The 17,771-nt window shown below is 57.8% G+C and carries 15 protein-coding genes; 3 read left to right on the forward strand and 12 right to left on the reverse strand.

From position 1 onward, the window contains the following. Positions 1-30 precede the first annotated feature (30 nt). From KCQ76_RS01460 to rimP, 8 genes are all read right to left on the reverse strand, one after another. Positions 31-669 (reverse strand): 4'-phosphopantetheinyl transferase family protein, encoded by a 639-nt coding sequence (locus KCQ76_RS01460; RefSeq protein ID WP_152646991.1) that lies wholly within the window; start codon positions 667-669, stop codon positions 31-33. Between the two features lie 116 nt (positions 670-785). Then, complete coding sequence (locus tag KCQ76_RS01465; protein WP_046202198.1) at positions 786-2,132, reverse strand: MATE family efflux transporter; 1,347 nt, start codon at positions 2,130-2,132, stop codon at positions 786-788. Beyond that, positions 2,129-3,196 carry a DHH family phosphoesterase gene (locus tag KCQ76_RS01470; RefSeq protein WP_052722247.1) on the reverse strand — a complete coding sequence of 356 codons (1,068 nt, stop codon included), beginning with the start codon at positions 3,194-3,196 and terminating at the stop codon, positions 2,129-2,131. Before KCQ76_RS01470 ends, KCQ76_RS01465 begins: the two co-directional genes overlap by 4 nt. Then, on the reverse strand, positions 3,186-3,653 hold the full coding sequence (gene rbfA, locus KCQ76_RS01475) for a 30S ribosome-binding factor RbfA (protein ID WP_046202197.1): 468 nt from the start codon (positions 3,651-3,653) through the stop codon (positions 3,186-3,188). The genes KCQ76_RS01470 and rbfA overlap by 11 nt, the downstream gene beginning before the upstream one ends. 99 nt (positions 3,654-3,752) lie before the next feature. Continuing rightward, entirely contained in the window at positions 3,753-6,863 is a 3,111-nt protein-coding gene (gene infB / locus KCQ76_RS01480; RefSeq protein ID WP_046202196.1) for a translation initiation factor IF-2, read from the reverse strand. A 229-nt stretch (positions 6,864-7,092) separates the two neighbouring features. Then, positions 7,093-7,512: a YlxR family protein gene (locus KCQ76_RS10945; protein ID WP_306421793.1), complete on the reverse strand. Its 420-nt coding sequence runs from the start codon at positions 7,510-7,512 to the stop codon at positions 7,093-7,095. Positions 7,513-7,581: 69 nt separating this feature from the next. After that, the gene (gene nusA / locus KCQ76_RS01490) at positions 7,582-8,568 is read right to left on the reverse strand and encodes a transcription termination factor NusA (protein ID WP_046202367.1); all 987 of its coding nucleotides are present in this window, start codon (positions 8,566-8,568) and stop codon (positions 7,582-7,584) included. Positions 8,569-8,681: 113 nt separating this feature from the next. Continuing rightward, positions 8,682-9,251, reverse strand: a complete 570-nt coding sequence (gene rimP / locus KCQ76_RS01495; RefSeq protein ID WP_046202195.1) for a ribosome maturation factor RimP — start codon at positions 9,249-9,251, stop codon at positions 8,682-8,684. A gap of 70 nt (positions 9,252-9,321) precedes the next feature. Between rimP and KCQ76_RS11035 the strand changes: the two genes are divergently transcribed. Next, complete coding sequence (locus KCQ76_RS11035; protein WP_046202194.1) at positions 9,322-10,467, forward strand: DUF4439 domain-containing protein; 1,146 nt, start codon at positions 9,322-9,324, stop codon at positions 10,465-10,467. Between the two features lie 27 nt (positions 10,468-10,494). Here the strand turns inward: KCQ76_RS11035 and KCQ76_RS01505 are convergent, their stop codons facing one another. After that, on the reverse strand, positions 10,495-12,267 hold the full coding sequence (locus tag KCQ76_RS01505) for a proline--tRNA ligase (RefSeq protein WP_046202193.1): 1,773 nt from the start codon (positions 12,265-12,267) through the stop codon (positions 10,495-10,497). Between the two features lie 373 nt (positions 12,268-12,640). Between KCQ76_RS01505 and KCQ76_RS01510 the strand changes: the two genes are divergently transcribed. Together KCQ76_RS01510 and yaaA are read left to right on the forward strand one after the other, a co-directional pair. Then, entirely contained in the window at positions 12,641-13,720 is a 1,080-nt protein-coding gene (locus KCQ76_RS01510; protein ID WP_046202192.1) for an inositol-3-phosphate synthase, read from the forward strand. Between the two features lie 56 nt (positions 13,721-13,776). Next, a complete protein-coding gene (yaaA, locus tag KCQ76_RS01515; RefSeq protein WP_046202191.1) occupies positions 13,777-14,652 on the forward strand; it encodes a peroxide stress protein YaaA in 876 nt (291 codons plus the stop codon). Positions 14,653-14,689: 37 nt separating this feature from the next. Here the strand turns inward: yaaA and cobA are convergent, their stop codons facing one another. The 3 genes from cobA to cobO form a co-directional block, all read right to left on the reverse strand. Continuing rightward, a complete protein-coding gene (gene cobA / locus KCQ76_RS01520) occupies positions 14,690-15,484 on the reverse strand; it encodes a uroporphyrinogen-III C-methyltransferase (protein WP_052723045.1) in 795 nt (264 codons plus the stop codon). A gap of 95 nt (positions 15,485-15,579) precedes the next feature. Continuing rightward, complete coding sequence (locus KCQ76_RS01525; RefSeq protein ID WP_046202190.1) at positions 15,580-17,106, reverse strand: cobyrinic acid a,c-diamide synthase CobB; 1,527 nt, start codon at positions 17,104-17,106, stop codon at positions 15,580-15,582. Next, a complete protein-coding gene (gene cobO, locus KCQ76_RS01530; RefSeq protein WP_046202189.1) occupies positions 17,100-17,720 on the reverse strand; it encodes a cob(I)yrinic acid a,c-diamide adenosyltransferase in 621 nt (206 codons plus the stop codon). Before cobO ends, KCQ76_RS01525 begins: the two co-directional genes overlap by 7 nt. Positions 17,721-17,771: the final 51 nt, after the last annotated feature.

The following is a 17,771-nucleotide window of genomic DNA, read 5'->3' on the forward strand; positions in this document are numbered from 1 at the left end:
TCATGAACACCACCGCGGGCCGCGCTCGAGCTAGGCGATCGGCGTAATCCACGTACTTGTCACGACGTACCCTGAGCTGACCATCCATCGCCCCCGTATCGTCCGGGGCGCCGTTCCACAAGCCGCATCATGATGGACGGAGGCAGTCAATGTTCCGTCGTGGCAGAGTTCAATGTCTGCCTCGGCAAAATCGAGAAAAACGTGAGTTAGCGGGAACCACGATTTATACAGCGCCTCTTTCGCCGAGAAGACCACTGTTTCCAAGATCTTTTCTGTCGACGAAAACCGTGGATCGCTCTTGTTGTGCTGCACATCCTGTTGTCCATGTTGTCGCACAGCAGCGATATTTTGCAGATCGCGAGGGGTGAGAACAACGTTGGACACACCGTCAGGTAGTGGCTTGGCTACTTCTGCGTCCACGCCGATGGACTTCAACGTATTTGTACGCGCGACGACCGCTGCGCGGAAACCTGTCGTGTGAGTCAGCGATCCGACGATGCCGTGGGGAAAGAGTGGCATTCCACGCTCGCCCTTCGCAATGACAGTGTCAGCATGGTCATGGCCGATGAGATCCGTTAAAGCGTTTCTGGCACACGCGCGCGCATCAGCGAATTGCGCCCGTCTGAGCGGCACAGCGTCGCCGACATAAGCGCGTTCTTGGGGATGCAAAGCGTCCCAGTTCCTACGGCTGACGGACGGCCACTCCGCGTTGCGTGACGGCTGTGAAGGCTCGGAGATACACAATTCAGACCACGCACAGCCGTCGGGGAAAAAGCCCGTCGGGATCACTGCGCGCCCACTCGGGCCCAGTTTCCGCGGAGGAATCGAAGCGTAGTCGTTGCCAATCGGAACAAGAAGAAGGTAATAAGCCCCCACCAGACACCAACCAGTCTCCAACCCTGGTTCAGGGAAATCCAGGTCAGGGGCAGGAAGCCCACCAAGGCCGACACCAGGGTGGCGTTACGGAGGAAGATTGCGTCACCGGCGCCGAGCAAAATCCCGTCGAGGGCGAAAACAAACCCGCCCAGGAGGACCAGAACCACGAGCTGCCACCACGGCCCGGCCATCGCGTCGAGCACACTCTCCGAATGGGTGAATTGGCGGGGAATCCAGTAGTACCCCGCGGACATCCCACCGGCTAGCACCACGGCAAAGAGCGATGACCACTTAATGATGGACCGCCCCACGGCTTTAGCATTAGTCGACCGTCCAGCGCCAAGAGCAGCACCAACAAACGCCTGCGCGGCAATAGCCAACGAATCGAGAACCATGGTTAAGAAGTTCCACAGCTGCAACAAAACCTGGTGGGCTGCCAGAGATGCTGCACCGAAACGACCAGCAACAGCGGCCGCAGAGATAAAGGACAGCTGGAAACTCAGTGAGCGCGCGATTAGGTCACGGCCCATCACCAATTGGTCTTTCATAATCGACCATCGTGGTTTCCACGAATTCTCGTATCGGCTGTTCTCCCGTATCAGGCAGACGAGGAAGCACAATGATGTAATAGTCTCACCTGTAACATTCGCCAGGGCGGAACCGACAATCCCCAACCGCATCACCAATATTGGCACCAGGATAAGCGCTGGTCCAACCCCCGCCAAGGTGAAATACAGGGGGTACCTGGCATTTTGGACTGCCCTCAGCCAACCATTCCCCGCCATTGTCATGAGAGTCAGGGGCACCGCTGGCGACGCAACGCGCAGCCATCTCGTCGCCTCTTTGCCTACCCCGGGATCATCGGCCAGCCAGTTCGTCAACACCGGGGCGAGGATCCAAATCACCGCCGCCAAAGCGATTCCTACGAGCACAGCGATCCATGTCGACTGCACGCCCTCTTCAATTGATTTATCGCGTCGGCCTGCACCATAGAAACGCCCCGCGCGAGCTGTCGTCCCGTAGGACAGGAATGTGAGCTGCGTGGTGACTTGGGCAAGGATGGTCGTTGCTGCAGCAAGTGCAGCCAAATCCGTCTTACCTAAGCGCCCCACCACGGCCGTATCAAACAAGAGATAAATAGGGGTAGCCGCCAGGACACCCAACGATGGAAGAGCGATCGATAAGATCTTCCAAACACCAACCCCGTCGCCGTTCCTGCCGGTACTAGCAGAGCGATCGACGTTATCACTACTCATCGACCGGTTTTCTCCTCTTGGTTCACACGCTGTCGAAAAGCAGCTATAAAACCGTCCCGAGTGCCTTGCCAGGTTAATCCGGCCGCCTGCGCATGGCCCCCGCCCCCTAGTTCTTCCGCCACCCGGGCAACATTGACCGCGCCACGGGACCGCAACGACACCACAATCTCGCCTGGCCGATATTCCTTCAGAACCATGGCGACCTCGGCTTCCGATGCCGTCCGAACTACGTCGATAACTGATTCGACATCGCATTCGACAGCCTCTTGAGCTTGGCTATCGGTGACAACACCCCACACCAAACCACGACCATTCACTGCCAACGGCTCATACACCAAGTCGGACAACACTGCGCCTAACATCCGCAGGTAAGGAACAGAATGGTCATCGATTAACGACGACGAGATACTCCGTGTATCAATTCCCGTCGATGCCAGCCGATGAGCTGTCGCAAACTGGGTGGCCCCGCCCCAGCGAAAGCTCTCAGTATCGGTCACAAGACCGGCGTAGAGCGCCGTGGCCATGGTCCGGTCGATCGTTTCCGAATACATGTCACATAAAGAAGTGAGCATGCTCGTTGTGGAATCGGCATCCGGGTGAACCCAGTTAATGCTGCCAAAATTGGTTGCGGTCTCATGGTGATCAATCACCAGAGAGCGACCTTTCTCTGTGGCGCGCTCGACCATATCGACGGCGACTCCACACCGATCAAGGGAAGCCGTGTCAACGCACACCACCGCGATGGGATCACGAGGGATGTCCTCGAGCGGGACGTACACATCCTCCGTATTCAGAACAGAAAAAGCAGATGACGGCACTCCACCGTCGGCGTCCACGGCCACAGCAGTCCCACCCCACCGACGGATGAGATGGACAAGAGCGCAGGCCGAGCCAACAGTATCCGCATCCGGGCGCACGTGACTGATCACAACGCAGGGATGCAGAGCGCGTTCATCGTCGGCAAGAGCATGAGACTCCCAGGCCATGGCCTGCAGGAACACCCATGCGTCCCGATCTGCCACCGGCAGCCCGCGTGGGATGAATGTCGAATCGTTACCATCCATCCGCTTCGCTCTCAGGACGGTCCTCGTGCGTCGAGGTTTTGTACGGATGAGCGTCCCCCGCTGGGGTTGCTCCTTCGGCTTGACGTGCAACTTCTTGGTCTCGCTGTCGAGCCTGGGCCAAAAGCTCCTCGAGACGAGCACTTGTTTCAGGGACGGTGTCCAGAGTGAATGTCAAGGTCGGAGTGAACCGAACTCCCAACTGGTCCCCGACGGCTTTCCGCAGTTGACCACGTGCCCGGTGAAGTGCTTCGGCCGCCTGTTCACGGTCGGGTTCCTCGTCGAGAGTGCGCCCACGGACCGTGTAAAAAACGGTAGCGTCATGCAAGTCGCCGGTGAGCTGGGTATCGGTGATGGTAACGAGCTCTAAACGGCGGTCCTTCACACTATGTTCGATGGTGTTCGCCACGATAGTTTGGATGCGCTTAGCCATGCGCGCAGCGCGAGCGCGATCAGCCATTAGAAAAACTCCCTCCGTTATCTACGTGGAGGGAGTTTACCTGACGATCACCCCGATCACCCGATCAGGAGATCGCCCTGGCCAACGAAGGGCTTATGGTTACTTGCTCTTCGAGGCCTTCTTGTTCTGCTTGTCCCGAGGAACCTCAACCAATTCGTAGGCCTCGATCTTGTCTCCGACGGAGATGTCGGGGTAGGACAAGACCATACCGCACTCGTAGCCGTGCTGAACTTCTTGGACATCATCCTTACCGCGGCGCAGCGATGTGACGGTTGCTTTGTCGGCAACAACATTTCCATCGCGAACCAACCGGACTGTCGCATTTCGCTTGACGACGCCTGTTTCAACCATGCAGCCGGCAATCAGGCCAACTGCGGAAGCCTTGAACAGCTGACGGATCTCGGCTGTACCCAGGTCACGCTCTTCGTAGATCGGCTTGAGCATGCCGCGAAGAGCAGCCTCGATTTCTTCGATCGCCTTGTAGATGACCGAGTAGTACCGGACATCGACGCCCTCAGCGTGGGCGGCCTCAGTGGCCTTGCCTTCGGCACGGACGTTGAACCCGATGATGATCGCATCCGAGGCAGCCGCCAAGTGGACATTTGTCTCGGTGACGGCACCGACGCCGCGGTCGATGATGTTGAGCTCAACTTCGTCTCCGACGTCGAGCTTAAGCAGAGCATCTTCCAGGGCCTCAACGGTACCGGCGTTGTCACCCTTAAGGATGAGGTTCAGGCTGCTGGTCTCCTTAAGAACCTTGTCCAGATCCTCGAGGGAGACGCGCTTGCGGGAGCGAGCCGCCAAGGCGTTACGACGTCGTGCGTCACGACGATCCGCAATCTGGCGGGCAGTGCGATCGTCCTCGACAACGAGGAGGTTATCGCCAGCTCCAGGAACACTCGTGAGCCCCTGAACCTGCACAGGCACCGACGGACCAGCATCGGTGATGTCATTGCCACGTTCGTCGGTCATACGACGGACGCGACCATGCGCGTCACCCACGACGATCGAGTCACCCACGTGCAACGTACCGCGCTGGACGATGACGGTGGCAACCGGTCCACGTCCACGGTCGAGGTGGGTTTCGATGGCGACACCCTGAGCATCCATGTCCGGGTTGGCCACCAGCTCGAGCGATGCATCCGCAGTCAACAGAACTGCTTCAAGCAACTTGTCGATGTTCTGGCCCTGCTTCGCAGAGATATCCACGAACATGGTGTCCCCACCCCATTCTTCTGGGGTGAGACCGTATTCGGTCATCTGGCCACGGATCTTCTCCGGGTCCGCGCCTTCTTTATCAATCTTGTTGACAGCGACGACGATCGGGACGTCGGCTGCTTTCGCGTGATTGATGGCCTCTACGGTCTGGGGCATGACGCCGTCGTCGGCAGCGACCACCAAGATGGCGATATCGGTGGACTGAGCACCACGGGCACGCATGGCGGTGAACGCCTCATGGCCCGGGGTATCCAGGAATGTCACCAAGCGGTGCTCGCCGTCCAAGTCAACCTTCACCTGGTAAGCGCCGATGTGCTGGGTGATGCCGCCGGCCTCGCCCGAAGCAACATTGGCTTTACGGATCGTGTCCAACAGGCGAGTCTTACCGTGGTCAACGTGACCCATGACAGTAACCACCGGAGGACGCTTGGTCAGATCCTCTGCGCCACCTTCGTTCTCACCGAACTGGAGGTCGAAGGATTCGAGGAGCTCACGGTCCTCGTCCTCAGGTGAGACGACCTGGACCTTGTAGTCCATTTCGTCACCGAGGAGCATCAGAGTCTCGTCAGAGACCGATGCCGTAGCGGTGACCATTTCCCCCAAGTTGAACAGGGCCTGGACCAATGCGGCTGGATCAGCATCGATCTTGTCCGCGAAGTCAGCCAAGGAGGCACCACGCGCGAGGCGAATAGCCTTGCCATGACCATTGGGCAGCTTGACGCCACCGACGACGGTCGGGGCCTGCATTGCCTCGTACTCGTGCCTCTTCTGCCGCTTCGACTTACGACCGCGACGTGGAGCGCCACCGGGACGTCCGAATGCACCTGCGGTTCCACCGCGACGGCCTCCGCGACCACCGCGTGGACCGCCACCGTGTCCGCCGCCTGGCCCGTGTCCACCACGGCCTCGGCCACCACCGAAGTGGTTCGAGGACTTGGAAGGCATCTGACCCGGGCTCGGGTGGGATGGCATCATCGCGGGGGTGGGAGCGTGCCCACTGCCCTGCTTCGAAGAGCGCTCGTTGCGGTTACCACCGCGACCACGACCGCTCGGCTTCGTGTGTGCACCGGGGCGTGGTGAGTGCTGACCGCCACCGCGCTGGCCGGGCTTACCCGACGTTCCACCGGGACGTGGCATATCTCCGCCACGCGGGCGCGGGGCAGGACGTGTTCCCGAGGAGAATGGGTTATTCGCTACACGAGGAGCTCGCTTGCCACCGGGCTTAGCGCCTGGCTTCGGAGCGCCTTGCCCCGGCTTCGGGGTCGAACGGTGGGAACGCGCAGCTTGATCACTCGGCTTCGGACCGGGCTTCGGAGAGTTCTTCCCTGCCGCAGTCGGTTCTTCAAACCGTGGCTGACCGGGCTTCGGCGATGATTTCCCAGCCGAAGGCTTGGGTGATGCCACTGACTTGGAGGCAGACGGCTTTCCAGCACCCTGAGCGGACGACTTGCTACCGCTCTGTGCGGGACGGGGAGCATTCGGGCTTCCCGAGGCACGAGCAGCTGTACCCGGAGTCGGACCAGACGGACGACGCTGCTGTCCCGGCGTCGACTGACCAGCTGCCGAGGAAGCCTTTCCACTAGCTTTGTCAGCAGATGCGGAGGCTGCAGCGGAATCCGAGAGCGCACTTCCAGCTGACGTACCCGGCTGGTTCGCCTTAGAGGTTTCTCCGCCTTTGGCGTTCTTTCGATTGGCCATCGACGCAGGCGACGGCGATGCCGAAGGATTCCTACGATGGGCCGCTGCGGCAGCAGCTGCGGCAGCCGCGGCCGCCGGATTCGACTTCGATGACGGTGACCCGGAGGACTTATCAGCCACCCCGTAGTATTCCTTCATCTTTTTAACGACGGGAGGCTGGACCGTCGACGACGCGGTCTTGACAAATTCTCCCTGCTCTTCGAGCGCAGCGAGCAGCTTTTTACTTGTTAATTTAAGACTGCTGTCTAGCTGGTTGAGCTGTTTAACGAGCTCGTGGACACGAAGCTTTGGCACTACTCTCCTCACTTGTGGAGTCGAGGGCCTTCATGCCGCGTCGACTCCGGGGTTAACTGTTGACATTCATCGCTGATGCTTCATCGTGTGCTCATCAGTGTTCAGGTCTTCCTTCGTTCAATGGTTCCTACTGAGTGTGCAGAGTTCGGGTTAGTTGTACTGTCCGCCATCCCGATCCGTCTCAATCCTTGTGCGGAAAAGAGAAGGCCACGGGTAAAACTGGCGTCGATTAGGTGGCAGTAACGCTCCCTGACTCCAATGACTCGATGTATTCACCGATCTGGCGGGTATCAGCCTTACCTGATATCCGGAGGGCACGCTCGAAAGCACGCCGTTGACGGGCCCGTTCAAAGTTTTCTGCTGTGGGAATAATCCATGCCCCTCGACCTGGTAAAGACCGGGAGGGATCTGGAATAATCACAGCCTCTTTCTTTGACGAACCGCCCTGTGATGCACCGTCTTGCCTTAGGACGACACGCAACATACGAGTGTCAGAGCACCGCGTCCGAGTAGCAACGCAAGTGCGTATGCGGACGAGGGTTGAACCCTGGCGATGCACTCTCTGCCACTCTCCTATCGCAGTAACTCTGTGTATAACTCTCTGTTGGTTGTGACAACTACGCTCTGAACCCATCAGAGCGTGCGTCATCGTCCCTCGTCATGGAAGGGCATACAACAGTGTAACGTCACAGACTGATTTACGCGAACTTACCAGCGTTTATTCAGTGTCCGAGTGTATATCGATCCGCCACCCGGTCAGACGTGCAGCAAGACGGGCATTTTGCCCTTCCTTACCGATGGCCAGGGACAGCTGATAATCCGGAACAGTCACCCGTGCGACTTGTTCCTCCGGCTCAACAACCTCAACTTTGAGAACCTTCGACGGGGCCAAAGAATTCCCGACGAAGGTAGCGGGGTCCTCATCGAAGTCAATAATGTCGATCTTTTCGCCGCCAAGCTCGTCCATGATCGCTCTGACGCGCTGCCCGCGAGGGCCGATGCACGATCCTTTAGCGTTCACGCCATCGATGGTCGACCGCACGGCAACCTTGGAGCGGTGGCCAGCTTCACGAGCAATGGAGACAATCTCGACGGAACCGTCGGCAACTTCAGGAACCTCTAATTCGAACAAGCGATGCACGAATTCGGGGTGTGTCCTGGAGATCATGATCTGCACGCCACGTGGCCCGCGATTGACGTTAACCACGTAGAACTTGAGGCGCTTGCCGTGTGGATATTTCTCGCCTGGAATCTGCTCGGCGGGAAGCAACGTTCCGTCATTCCCGTGCGCTTCCGTGCCAAGACGGGCAATAACGATCCCTTTCGCCCGCGCGAAAGAATCTGCCTCAACGATGCCTGTGACAACCTTCGAGGTCAGCGATGCATACTCTTCGTAAGTCTGGTCTGCTTCCGCCTCCTGCAGTCGAGCAACCATTGCCTCGCGGACAGTACCAGCGAATGAACGGCCGAAGTCCGACGGGGTCTCGTCGACTTCGGCGATAACGTTACCGTCGTCGTCTCGCTCAGTAACAATAACGGCCACATGCCCATCGTCGGGATCGACATCGACACGCGCTTCTGAATCACCCCCTGACGACTTCTCCCACGCTTCCAGCAGAGCCTTCGCGATGGTGGCTGTCATGTCTTCCACGGACACCCCGCGCTCACGTTCAATCGCACGCAGCGTGCTCAAGTCGATGTTCACTTGTAGCCCTTCGATTTTTGTACCTGCAACCTCAACTTCCCATAGGCTACTCACTGGTCGTTTCGTCGCAAAATGTGCCCCGCCACACCATCATGTGCAGTTATTTTCAGGCGCTACCCCAACTGCTCAAAGGGTGTGTTAACAAGAGCCATTTCAGCTTCTGGCGGGGTTGAAAACTCCACTTCTAGCTTCGCCTCACGAATCTGCTCCAGCGGGTAGGTCCCCACCGACGGTTTCTTCTTCCCTGGGAGAACAACCGCCAACTCGGTCTCGTCGGCGTTCAAAGCACCGATTCGCGCCACAAACTGAGCGTTACCGGCGTTGTCTCCTCCACGGGCGTCGTCCGCCTGGGTGAGAACAAACGTGGCAACGTGCCCACGCTGACGTCGAAAATGGCGAGCTGCGACCAAGGGTTCATCGAAACCTGGGGTCGAGACCTCAAGACGGTAACCGGCGCCGAAGTTCAACTCCCCATCACGTTCGGCGGCGTCGAAATTGCGGGAAATCTCGTCCGAGAGTTCCTCGATAACATCCAGATCAGGGCGCTGGTCACCGTCGATGCGGATAATGACGGCAGACTTCGCGCCCGCTTTTTTAATATCGACCTTTTCAACATCAAACCCGCGCGGACCCACGATGTGTTGCACGCGCTGTGTAATCTCTTCTGCCGTCGGGAAAGCCATAAAAACAGGATAACGAGTCCCAGCCAAGCCCACTAACCGCCTGTGAGAGACTAGAACGGTGAAGAGGAACGTGAAAAGCTCGAAGACAACGAGGAATAGCAGTGCTGAGCAGCTGAAACAGAACAGCTCACGTGAAACCCGCGGTGCTACCTTATCTCGGCGGGCTTTCTTCGGACGCTCCGCGCAGGCCGTAGGTGCTGCCGTCGCCGTTACGGTGCTCTCCGGAAGCGGCCTGCTAGCCGGGTGCGAATCTACGCACACCAAGCCTGACCAGAAATTATCTGACCTCTACGTGCAGGCCAACTCTGTGGCGGGCTCACTTGACGCGTCAGAACACCACGATGCCGCGGTCTTTGTTCATGCCCACGCGGATGCACTACGGCAAGAAATCCGACGCATATGTGGCACGGATAAAGACGGGAATTCTCCGTCAACATGCTCGGATTCCACACTGGATTCTGAAGGCAACGGCGGTAATCCACAATCCGCTGGCGGCAGCAGTGACGAAGAGTTATCCCAAAAGCTGAAGGACCTACGGTCGTCCGTTGTCTCGGTGGCATCTCAAGCGAACACGAAACGCAATAACGGTTTGTTTGTTTCTATTGCGTCATCACTATCGGTGATCGCCGCGCAAACGTCGTTGGGCGACTCGGACTCGGCTAACACGGGGACGACGCAGGACAACGATGCTGCTTCGCAATCCAGCACCACTGCAACGTCGGGTTCATCGAGCGGCAACCGTCGTCCCAATAAAGCTGATGTCACCGCAATGACCACGCTGCTCACGACGGAGTATCAAGTCATCTATGGCTTTGGGTTGGCCCTGCCCTTCGCGGACTCTGCACTAAAAAAGAGCATTGAATCTGCAGCGAATAAGCACCGCGCGACGCGGGATCGCATCATCTCATGGCTCGAGGACCAGGCCAAGGTCTCTCAGAACAACATCCCCCTCGCGGATGCTGCATACTCGTTTGCTGCCCCGCCGACAGACTCGGACACCGCCCACCAATTCCTGATTAACCTGGAGCTCTTTGCGTGCGCGCGAACCTACGATCAAGCGAGGGCTATAAACACAAGTAGCGCGATGGATATAGCTTCGTCTCTGATCACGCATTCAGCCGTGGACGCCGCATACTTTATCGACAAAGCCGGAGGAAATGCGATGAATGATGATCGCCTCCACCTGCCAGGCATGGGGGCGTCGGCAAATATCTAGCCCCACCCCTGGTCAGCTCCTCCGACGTTAGTTTTTCACGAGGCCAGCGATATGCTCTGCAGCGTCGTCGACGGGGACAGTCTCCACCGAATCGGCTAACCGATCGCGCACCTCAACTTTTCCTTCCTTGAACGCGCGGCCCAGCACCACAACGTAGGGCATACCCAGCAGTTCCGAATCCTTGAACTTCACGCCCGGGCTGACCTTCGGCCGATCGTCGAAAAGAATGTCGAGCCCACGGCTGGATAGATCCTCCGCAAGAGTAGACGCCGCTTCCGCTGCCTCCGCATCCTTATTCGCAACCACGAGATGGACCGGGAACGGTGCAACACTGACCGGCCATTTCAGGCCCTTGTCGTCGTGGTACTGCTCAGCAACGACGGCGACCAATCGCGAAACTCCGACCCCGTAGGATCCCATTGTGGGCCGCGAGCGCTTACCGTTCTCATCCAGCACATCGAGCTCGAAGGCGTTCGTGTACTTCCGGCCAAGCTGGAAGATGTGGCCGATCTCAATACCCTGCTTGAGGAGCAACGTGCCCGTTCCATCCGGTGCAGGGTCTCCCTCTTTCACCTCGGCGGCCTCGATAGCGCCATCCGGAGTGAAGTCGCGGCCCACCGTGACATCAACGCTGTGGTGGCCATCCACTCCGGCTCCGGTAATCCACCGCGTACCCGCTACCACGCGTGGATCAACAAGGACCTTCACATCGTGCTCTGCCATTCCCACCGGTCCGACGTAGCCCTTGGGCAGGAAGTCATGCTCGTCGAAATCTTCCTGCTCAGCCAGGACAACTTCTTTCGGCTCCAGCGAAGCCTCGAGGCGTTTCATGTCCACCTCACGGTCACCAGGGATCGCAATAATGGCGTACGAAAAGTCCTCTTCCCCCGGTTCCCGCGTCTTCACTACCACGCATTTCAGGGTGTCTTGAGCAGTGATTTCACGATCAAACCGCTGGGACACAGTCTCATTCGAATTGGCCCAGTCCACCAGCGTGGCAATCGTCGTACAGTTCGACGATTCCAGTGTGATTGCCGGCTCAATCGAGTCGATCGCGTTTTCGTCGACAGTCGGCGCAGGAGTGACGACAGCCTCGACATTGGCCGCATAATCGGAGTTTGTCGACGTCACAAACGTGTCCTCGCCGACGGGCGAGACAGCGAGGAATTCCTCAGACGCGGACCCACCCATCGCACCAGACGTCGCAGCGCAGATAGCGTAATCGAGCCCTAAGCGGTTAAACATGCGCTGATAGGCGGCCCGGTGCTTCTGGTACGACGCCTCTAGCCCCTCATCTTTCATATCAAAGGAGTAGGAATCACACATGATGAATTCCCGCCCGCGCAAAATTCCCGCGCGAGGCCGTTCTTCATCCCTGTACTTAGTTTGAATTTGATACAAGGTGACGGGGAAATCTTTATACGAGGAGTACTCGCCTTTCACCGTCTCGGTAAAAATTTCCTCATGAGTAGGGCCTAAGAGATAATCGCCTTTTTTACGGTCTTTTAACCGGAAAAGAGCGTCGCCGTACTCTGTCCATCGACCTGTCACTTCATAGGCATCGCGAGGAAGTAAGGCAGGTAATTCAATTTCTTGAGCACCTATACCGTCCATCTCTTCCCGCACAATCCGCTCAATGTTTCGCAGAACCTTGAGTCCGAGCGGCAGCCACGAATACACACCGGGTGCGATGCGTCGGATAAAACCGGCCCGAACAAGGAGCTTGTGGCTAGGAACTTCTGCATCTGCAGGGTCTTCACGCAAGGTTCGCACAAAGAGAGAGGACATACGGGTAATCATGGCTCGATACATTACCCCACAGTTTCAGTAAGGTCTCGCTCCGGTGGATGGCAATCGCTGTGGTGGCGATGCGCGTTCACATTTCAAGGCGGTCTTATCAACAAATTCACCGTCAAAGCCATCATCAGAGCCTCCGTCGAACCTGGCTCACCATAGCCGTAATCACACCTGCATAGGGGTAAAATCCCAACACGTAATAAAACTATTTTTTCGTTTTTAACGCCATTTTGCGCCTGGACACACCCTCTTAATCGATCAACTACAACGATTAACAAACCAGCTGAGCTGAGAAAATACACGCATTTTCGACATTAAAGTGTCCGCTGTGCCTGCACACCGTGCCGAACATCAGTAAATAACGGAAGGAGACTATATGTCTGAACGAAAGCCCATTCGCGTCGCGATTGCTGGAGTCGGAAACTGCGCCTCATCACTCGTTCAAGGGGTGGAGTATTACAAAGACGCCGATCCGGAAGAAAAAGTCCCCGGACTCATGCACGTGAAATTCGGCGACTATCACGTCGGCGATATTGAATTTGTCGCCGCATTTGACGTCGATGCAAAGAAAGTTGGCACTGATCTTTCCGACGCCATTAATGCGTCAGAAAACTGCACGATCAAGATTTGCGACGTTCCCCCCAGCGGAGTCACTGTTCAGCGCGGCCCTACGTATGACGGTTTAGGTCAGTACTACAAAGAGACAATTGATGAGTCGACCGAAGAACCTGTTGATGTCACTCAGGTGCTCCGCGATACCGAGGCGGACGTCCTTGTGTCGTATCTGCCCGTGGGATCCGAAGAAGCCGACAAGCATTATGCACAGTGCGCGCTAGACGCTGGCGTTGCGTTTGTTAATGCACTCCCCGTGTTCATAGCGTCCGATCCAGAGTGGGCCAAGAAATTCGAAGACGCCGGCGTGCCGATTGTTGGCGACGACATTAAGTCACAAGTCGGGGCAACAATTAGCCACCGTGTGATGGCGAAGCTCTTCGAGGATCGCGGAGTTCGTCTTGACCGCACGATGCAATTAAACGTCGGCGGGAATATGGACTTCAAGAATATGCTGGAGCGCCGCCGGCTTGAATCAAAAAAGATTTCTAAAACTCGAGCGGTGACGTCGAATCTTGAGCACGATATGGGTGAAGGCAATGTCCATATCGGGCCTTCGGATTATGTTAGTTGGCTTGACGACCGAAAATGGGCCTACGTGCGGCTGGAGGGAACAACTTTCGGCGATGTCCCGCTCAATCTTGAATACAAATTAGAAGTTTGGGACTCACCTAACTCGGCCGGAATAATTATCGACGCTCTTCGCGCGGCAAAAATTGCGAAAGATCGAGGGGTATCTGGCCCTGTGTATTCGGCCGCATCCTACCTCATGAAGTCGCCACCGAAGCAACTGCGCGATGAGGTTGCTCGACAGCAACTCGAAGAATTTATCAGCGGCAAATAATTCCTACCGACGCCCCTCAGCGTGGTACCGGGACGATCGCCCGATAGGCTTTCCCCATGCTGATAATCCTTCCGCCATCGGAGTCACAATCTCACCCAGCCGATACTGCGGATCGTGGATCCTCCCACGGTGATGGCCCAGCTTTGGATTGGGACACGTTGCGCTTTCCCTCTCTCAATCCGACGCGCCAGGAGATCGCTCGGGAGCTCATCGCCTTGTGCAGTATCGAGACTGACGAGGGGCGGGCGCGCGCTCGGGAAGTATTAGGGTTGTCTGAGCGCCTTGATTCCGAACGCGCATCAAACGCTCAGATTTTAACCAGCCAGGCCGCCCCCGCTTTAACGATCTATACCGGTGTCCTCTACGACGCACTCGCTCCGTCAGGCCGAGGCGAGCCCATCACGAAAGCCGGTCATGTCTGCCCCGCTGTGGGGCCTTTGCCCGCCGCAGCTACGCGTCGTCTAGCTATAGGTTCGGCATTATTCGGGGTTATTTCTGCCGACGACGTCATCCCTCATCACCGGCTATCCGGCACCGTAACCTTGAACGACTCCACAATGCGGGCGCGGTGGAAGCCCGCCTTAACTCAGACTCTGGTCGAATGGCGCGATAGCACGGAAGCGCAATCCAACGCGATATTCGATTTTCGCTCAGGAACGTATCGGAATTTGGGCCCCGTGCCCGGCGCGACAGAACTTCGCGTCGAAACGATCGACTCGTCTGGAAAGCGGAAAGTGGTCTCCCACTTCAACAAGTTTTATAAAGGCCTGGTCGCTCGACACTTGGCGGAAGCTTCTGAATGTAAGCAGGAAGACGCTGCCGAGCTTTTATCCAGTGTGATCGACAAGGAGTTGAGGTTCGCAACGGAAATTCAGGCGGGAGCGGTGAAAGGGACGAAAGGTGACCTCGTCACCATGCTCATTCCGCAGTAGAGCTCACGCGGCGTGAGAGCCGAGTTCGCGTGAGGGGCTATTCTGCGTGGGGACGCGGTACCGCGACGTCGCCGATGACAATCACCGCCGGCGGATCGACGTTTTCCAGCACCTGTCCTAACGAGGCCAACGTCGTCGCAATCGATTTTTCGTTGGACGTCGTTCCTTCTTGGGTAACAAAGGCTGGGGTTTCAGGATCACGACCTGCATCCATCAGCGCTTGGGCAATGGCGCCACCATTTTTCACGCCCATGATGATGCAAATTGTGCCCCTCATGTGGCCTAATGCGTCCCAGTTCACGAGTGACTTGGGGTGCCCGGGCGGCACGTGGCCCGATACCACGGTGAAATCATGAGTCACCCCGCGTTGAGTCACAGACACACCGGCGGTTTCGGGCACAGCAATGGGGCTTGTTATGCCCGGGACAACCGTGACTGAGACATGGTGATCTTCGCAGTACTCTTGCTCTTCGAGCCCACGGCCGAAAATAAAGGGGTCCCCGCCCTTCAGGCGAACGACAAATTGACCGGCTTCCGCGCGCTCAACCAGCATCGAGTTAATTTTTTCCTGAGCCACCGACTTGCGGTATGGCAACTTGGCCACATCAATAACATCGCAATCAGCGGGAATAATTGACGACAGATCAGGCGCTAAGTGGTCGATCAAGATCGCGTCCGCGGCCCCCACATATTGATATCCACGGTACGAGATCAGTCCTGGATCGCCTGGGCCACCACCGACTAAGGCAACTGTTCCACGAAGCTGTCCTCGGATATCGCTGATAGTCTCCGACGGCAGCGGTCGGAGAGTCACTGGTGGCAAATCGGTCATGGCCTTCAGCTTAGTCTCGGTCTCATTGGGGGCTGACGCTGGTGGATGGGTTGGCTGTGTACGCAGGTTATCGCCACTATCGACGACGCGACGGCTCACGCGTAATGATGCGACGCCTGATCGTGAAACCCGCGGCACGCGTCGACAAAATTGACGATAGCGTTGGGCATAGCGGCAGGATGAGTATGCAAATACGACGCATGAATGTTGTTGCGCACCCACCCCTCGTAGACATCACGGCCGTCCCATCCCGTCCATGTCCACGCAGACTGACGTTCTGACGGATCACTCGAACCGCCCATAGCAGCGTCGTCAATAACGAGGGATGTGTGGTGGAATTCGTGACCAATGAGCTGGTCGCCCTGATGCCATAACGCTGAGGACTGTGTTGCGGTCGCCTCGCGGTAGCCGAGAGTCACCCGCTTATTCATGTGCGCCGATGCCGGGAATACCCCACACATGGGATAGCCCTCCAGACTCTCAAGGAGCCACAAGAGCCCAGCGCACTCGGCGTGAATAGGGCGATGGCAATCCGCTGATTCACGGATGAGTCCAGCCAAGCATCGCCTCGAGGACAGCTCATTCACGTGCTCTTCCGGGAACCCGCCCGGGATGATAATTCCGTCGGACCGCCGGATAGCATCACACGCGGTGTCTTCATCCCCCAGTGGATCCACATCGATGACATCAGCACCCGCTGCGTCGAGCAGTTCCTGATGCTCTGCATACGAGAAGCTAAATGCTGGCCCACCAACCATGGCAATCAATGGGCGCTCTGATCGACGAGGACCGGCACCGGTGTGGCACCGCTTGATCTCCTCAGCAGGATTCCACACCGGGCCCGGCGCGGGCGGCGTGGCCAGGTCGCGCACAGCGTCCAGGTCAACGGAGTCTTCCACCATGTCCGCCATATGGCTGACGGCTTCCTGCGCTTCGGCACTCCACTCGGATGCCGTGATGAGCCCCAAATGCCGGCTGGGCACCTCGACATCGACGGCACGCGGAACTGCACCAATGACCGGAACGCCCTGCTCTTCGACCGCTTTCGTCGCAACAGCCGTGTGTCTGGTGGACCCCACTCGGTTCAAGATCACGCCAGCGATGGTCACGTCCGGATCCAGGGTCATAAAACCTTTCACGACGGCCCCGACCGACTGGCTCATTCCGCGGACATCAACGACGAGAACGACGGGGAGGCCAACGAGGCGGGCTACTTCAGCCGTGGAACCACTGGCTACTGAACCGCTAGCCACAGCGCCACTTTTCTCGGCGGCGCCACTATTCTCGGTACCGAGGTGCGAGGACAAGGCCGGGATTCGACCGTCGAAAAGGCCCATCACGCCTTCCACCACGGCAATGTCCGCGCCCAAGGAGCCGTGACGATACAACGGGGCTATGCGGTCGGTTCCGCACATGACTGAATCGAGGTTGCGTCCTGGTCGTCCCGTGGCCACACCGTGATAACCAGGGTCAATGTAGTCGGGACCAACTTTAAACGGCGCAACGATGTGTCGTCGGCTCAGTGCCGCCATCAGGCCGGTGGCAAGCGTCGTCTTTCCCGTCCCCGAGGCTGAACCGGCAATAACAAGTCCCGGCGCGCCCGTACCTTGGGTGTCTACCACTCGATACCTTTCTGGCCTTTTCGCCCTTGATCCATGGGGTGCTTGATTTTCTCCATCTTGGTCACAAGGTCGGCAACGTCAATGATCTCTTGTGGTGCGCGCCGGCCGGTAATGACGACGTGTTGGGTGCCGGGGCGGCTCCGGAGCGTCTCGGCTACTTCCTCAACAGGGACCCATCCCCATGCCATGGGGTAGGTGAATTCGTCGAGAACATAGAAATCGTGGGTTTCCTCTTGGAGCCGTCGGGCAACCTCATGCCATCCATCGAGGGCGTTGCGCGCATGGTCGTCTTCGGTTCCCTTGGTCCGGGCCCATGACCATCCTTCGCCCATTTTGTGCCATTCGACGGGTCCGCCGACGCCGGTCTCGTCGTGTAGCTCCCCCAGTTTCCGGAAGACGGCTTCCTCGCCGACCCGCCATTTTGCGGACTTGACGAACTGGAAGACGCCGATGCTCATCCCTTGGTTCCAGGCGCGGAGGGCCATGCCGAAAGCAGCTGTGGATTTTCCTTTGCCATCGCCCGTGTTGACCGCGGTGACTGGGAGCATCCGTCGCTGTCGTGTTGTTAATCCGTCGTTGGGAATGTTCGCGGGATCAACTTTTCCTTTTGGCATTCTCGTCTCTCTCCTCAGTGACTGTCATTGCCTGCACGCGTGCGTCTATCC

It is taken from the genome of Corynebacterium parakroppenstedtii, from assembly GCF_019754935.1.
Taxonomy (GTDB): Bacteria; Actinomycetota; Actinomycetes; order Mycobacteriales; family Mycobacteriaceae; genus Corynebacterium; species Corynebacterium parakroppenstedtii.

Bases quoted from the DNA above. Each gene is read 5' to 3' on its own strand.
- KCQ76_RS01505 (WP_046202193.1), bottom strand. From the start codon at position 12,267: ATGATTACCCGTATGTCCTCTCTCTTTGTGCGAACCTTGCGTGAAGAC.
- KCQ76_RS10945 (WP_306421793.1), bottom strand. From the start codon at position 7,512: ATGACGCACGCTCTGATGGGTTCAGAGCGTAGTTGTCACAACCAACAG.
- cobO (WP_046202189.1), bottom strand. From the start codon at position 17,720: ATGCCAAAAGGAAAAGTTGATCCCGCGAACATTCCCAACGACGGATTA.
- KCQ76_RS01465 (WP_046202198.1), bottom strand. From the start codon at position 2,132: ATGAGTAGTGATAACGTCGATCGCTCTGCTAGTACCGGCAGGAACGGC.
- KCQ76_RS01470 (WP_052722247.1), bottom strand. From the start codon at position 3,196: ATGGATGGTAACGATTCGACATTCATCCCACGCGGGCTGCCGGTGGCA.
- KCQ76_RS01510 (WP_046202192.1), top strand. From the start codon at position 12,641: ATGTCTGAACGAAAGCCCATTCGCGTCGCGATTGCTGGAGTCGGAAAC.
- cobA (WP_052723045.1), bottom strand. From the start codon at position 15,484: ATGACCGATTTGCCACCAGTGACTCTCCGACCGCTGCCGTCGGAGACT.
- rimP (WP_046202195.1), bottom strand. From the start codon at position 9,251: ATGGCTTTCCCGACGGCAGAAGAGATTACACAGCGCGTGCAACACATC.
- yaaA (WP_046202191.1), top strand. From the start codon at position 13,777: ATGCTGATAATCCTTCCGCCATCGGAGTCACAATCTCACCCAGCCGAT.
- rbfA (WP_046202197.1), bottom strand. From the start codon at position 3,653: ATGGCTGATCGCGCTCGCGCTGCGCGCATGGCTAAGCGCATCCAAACT.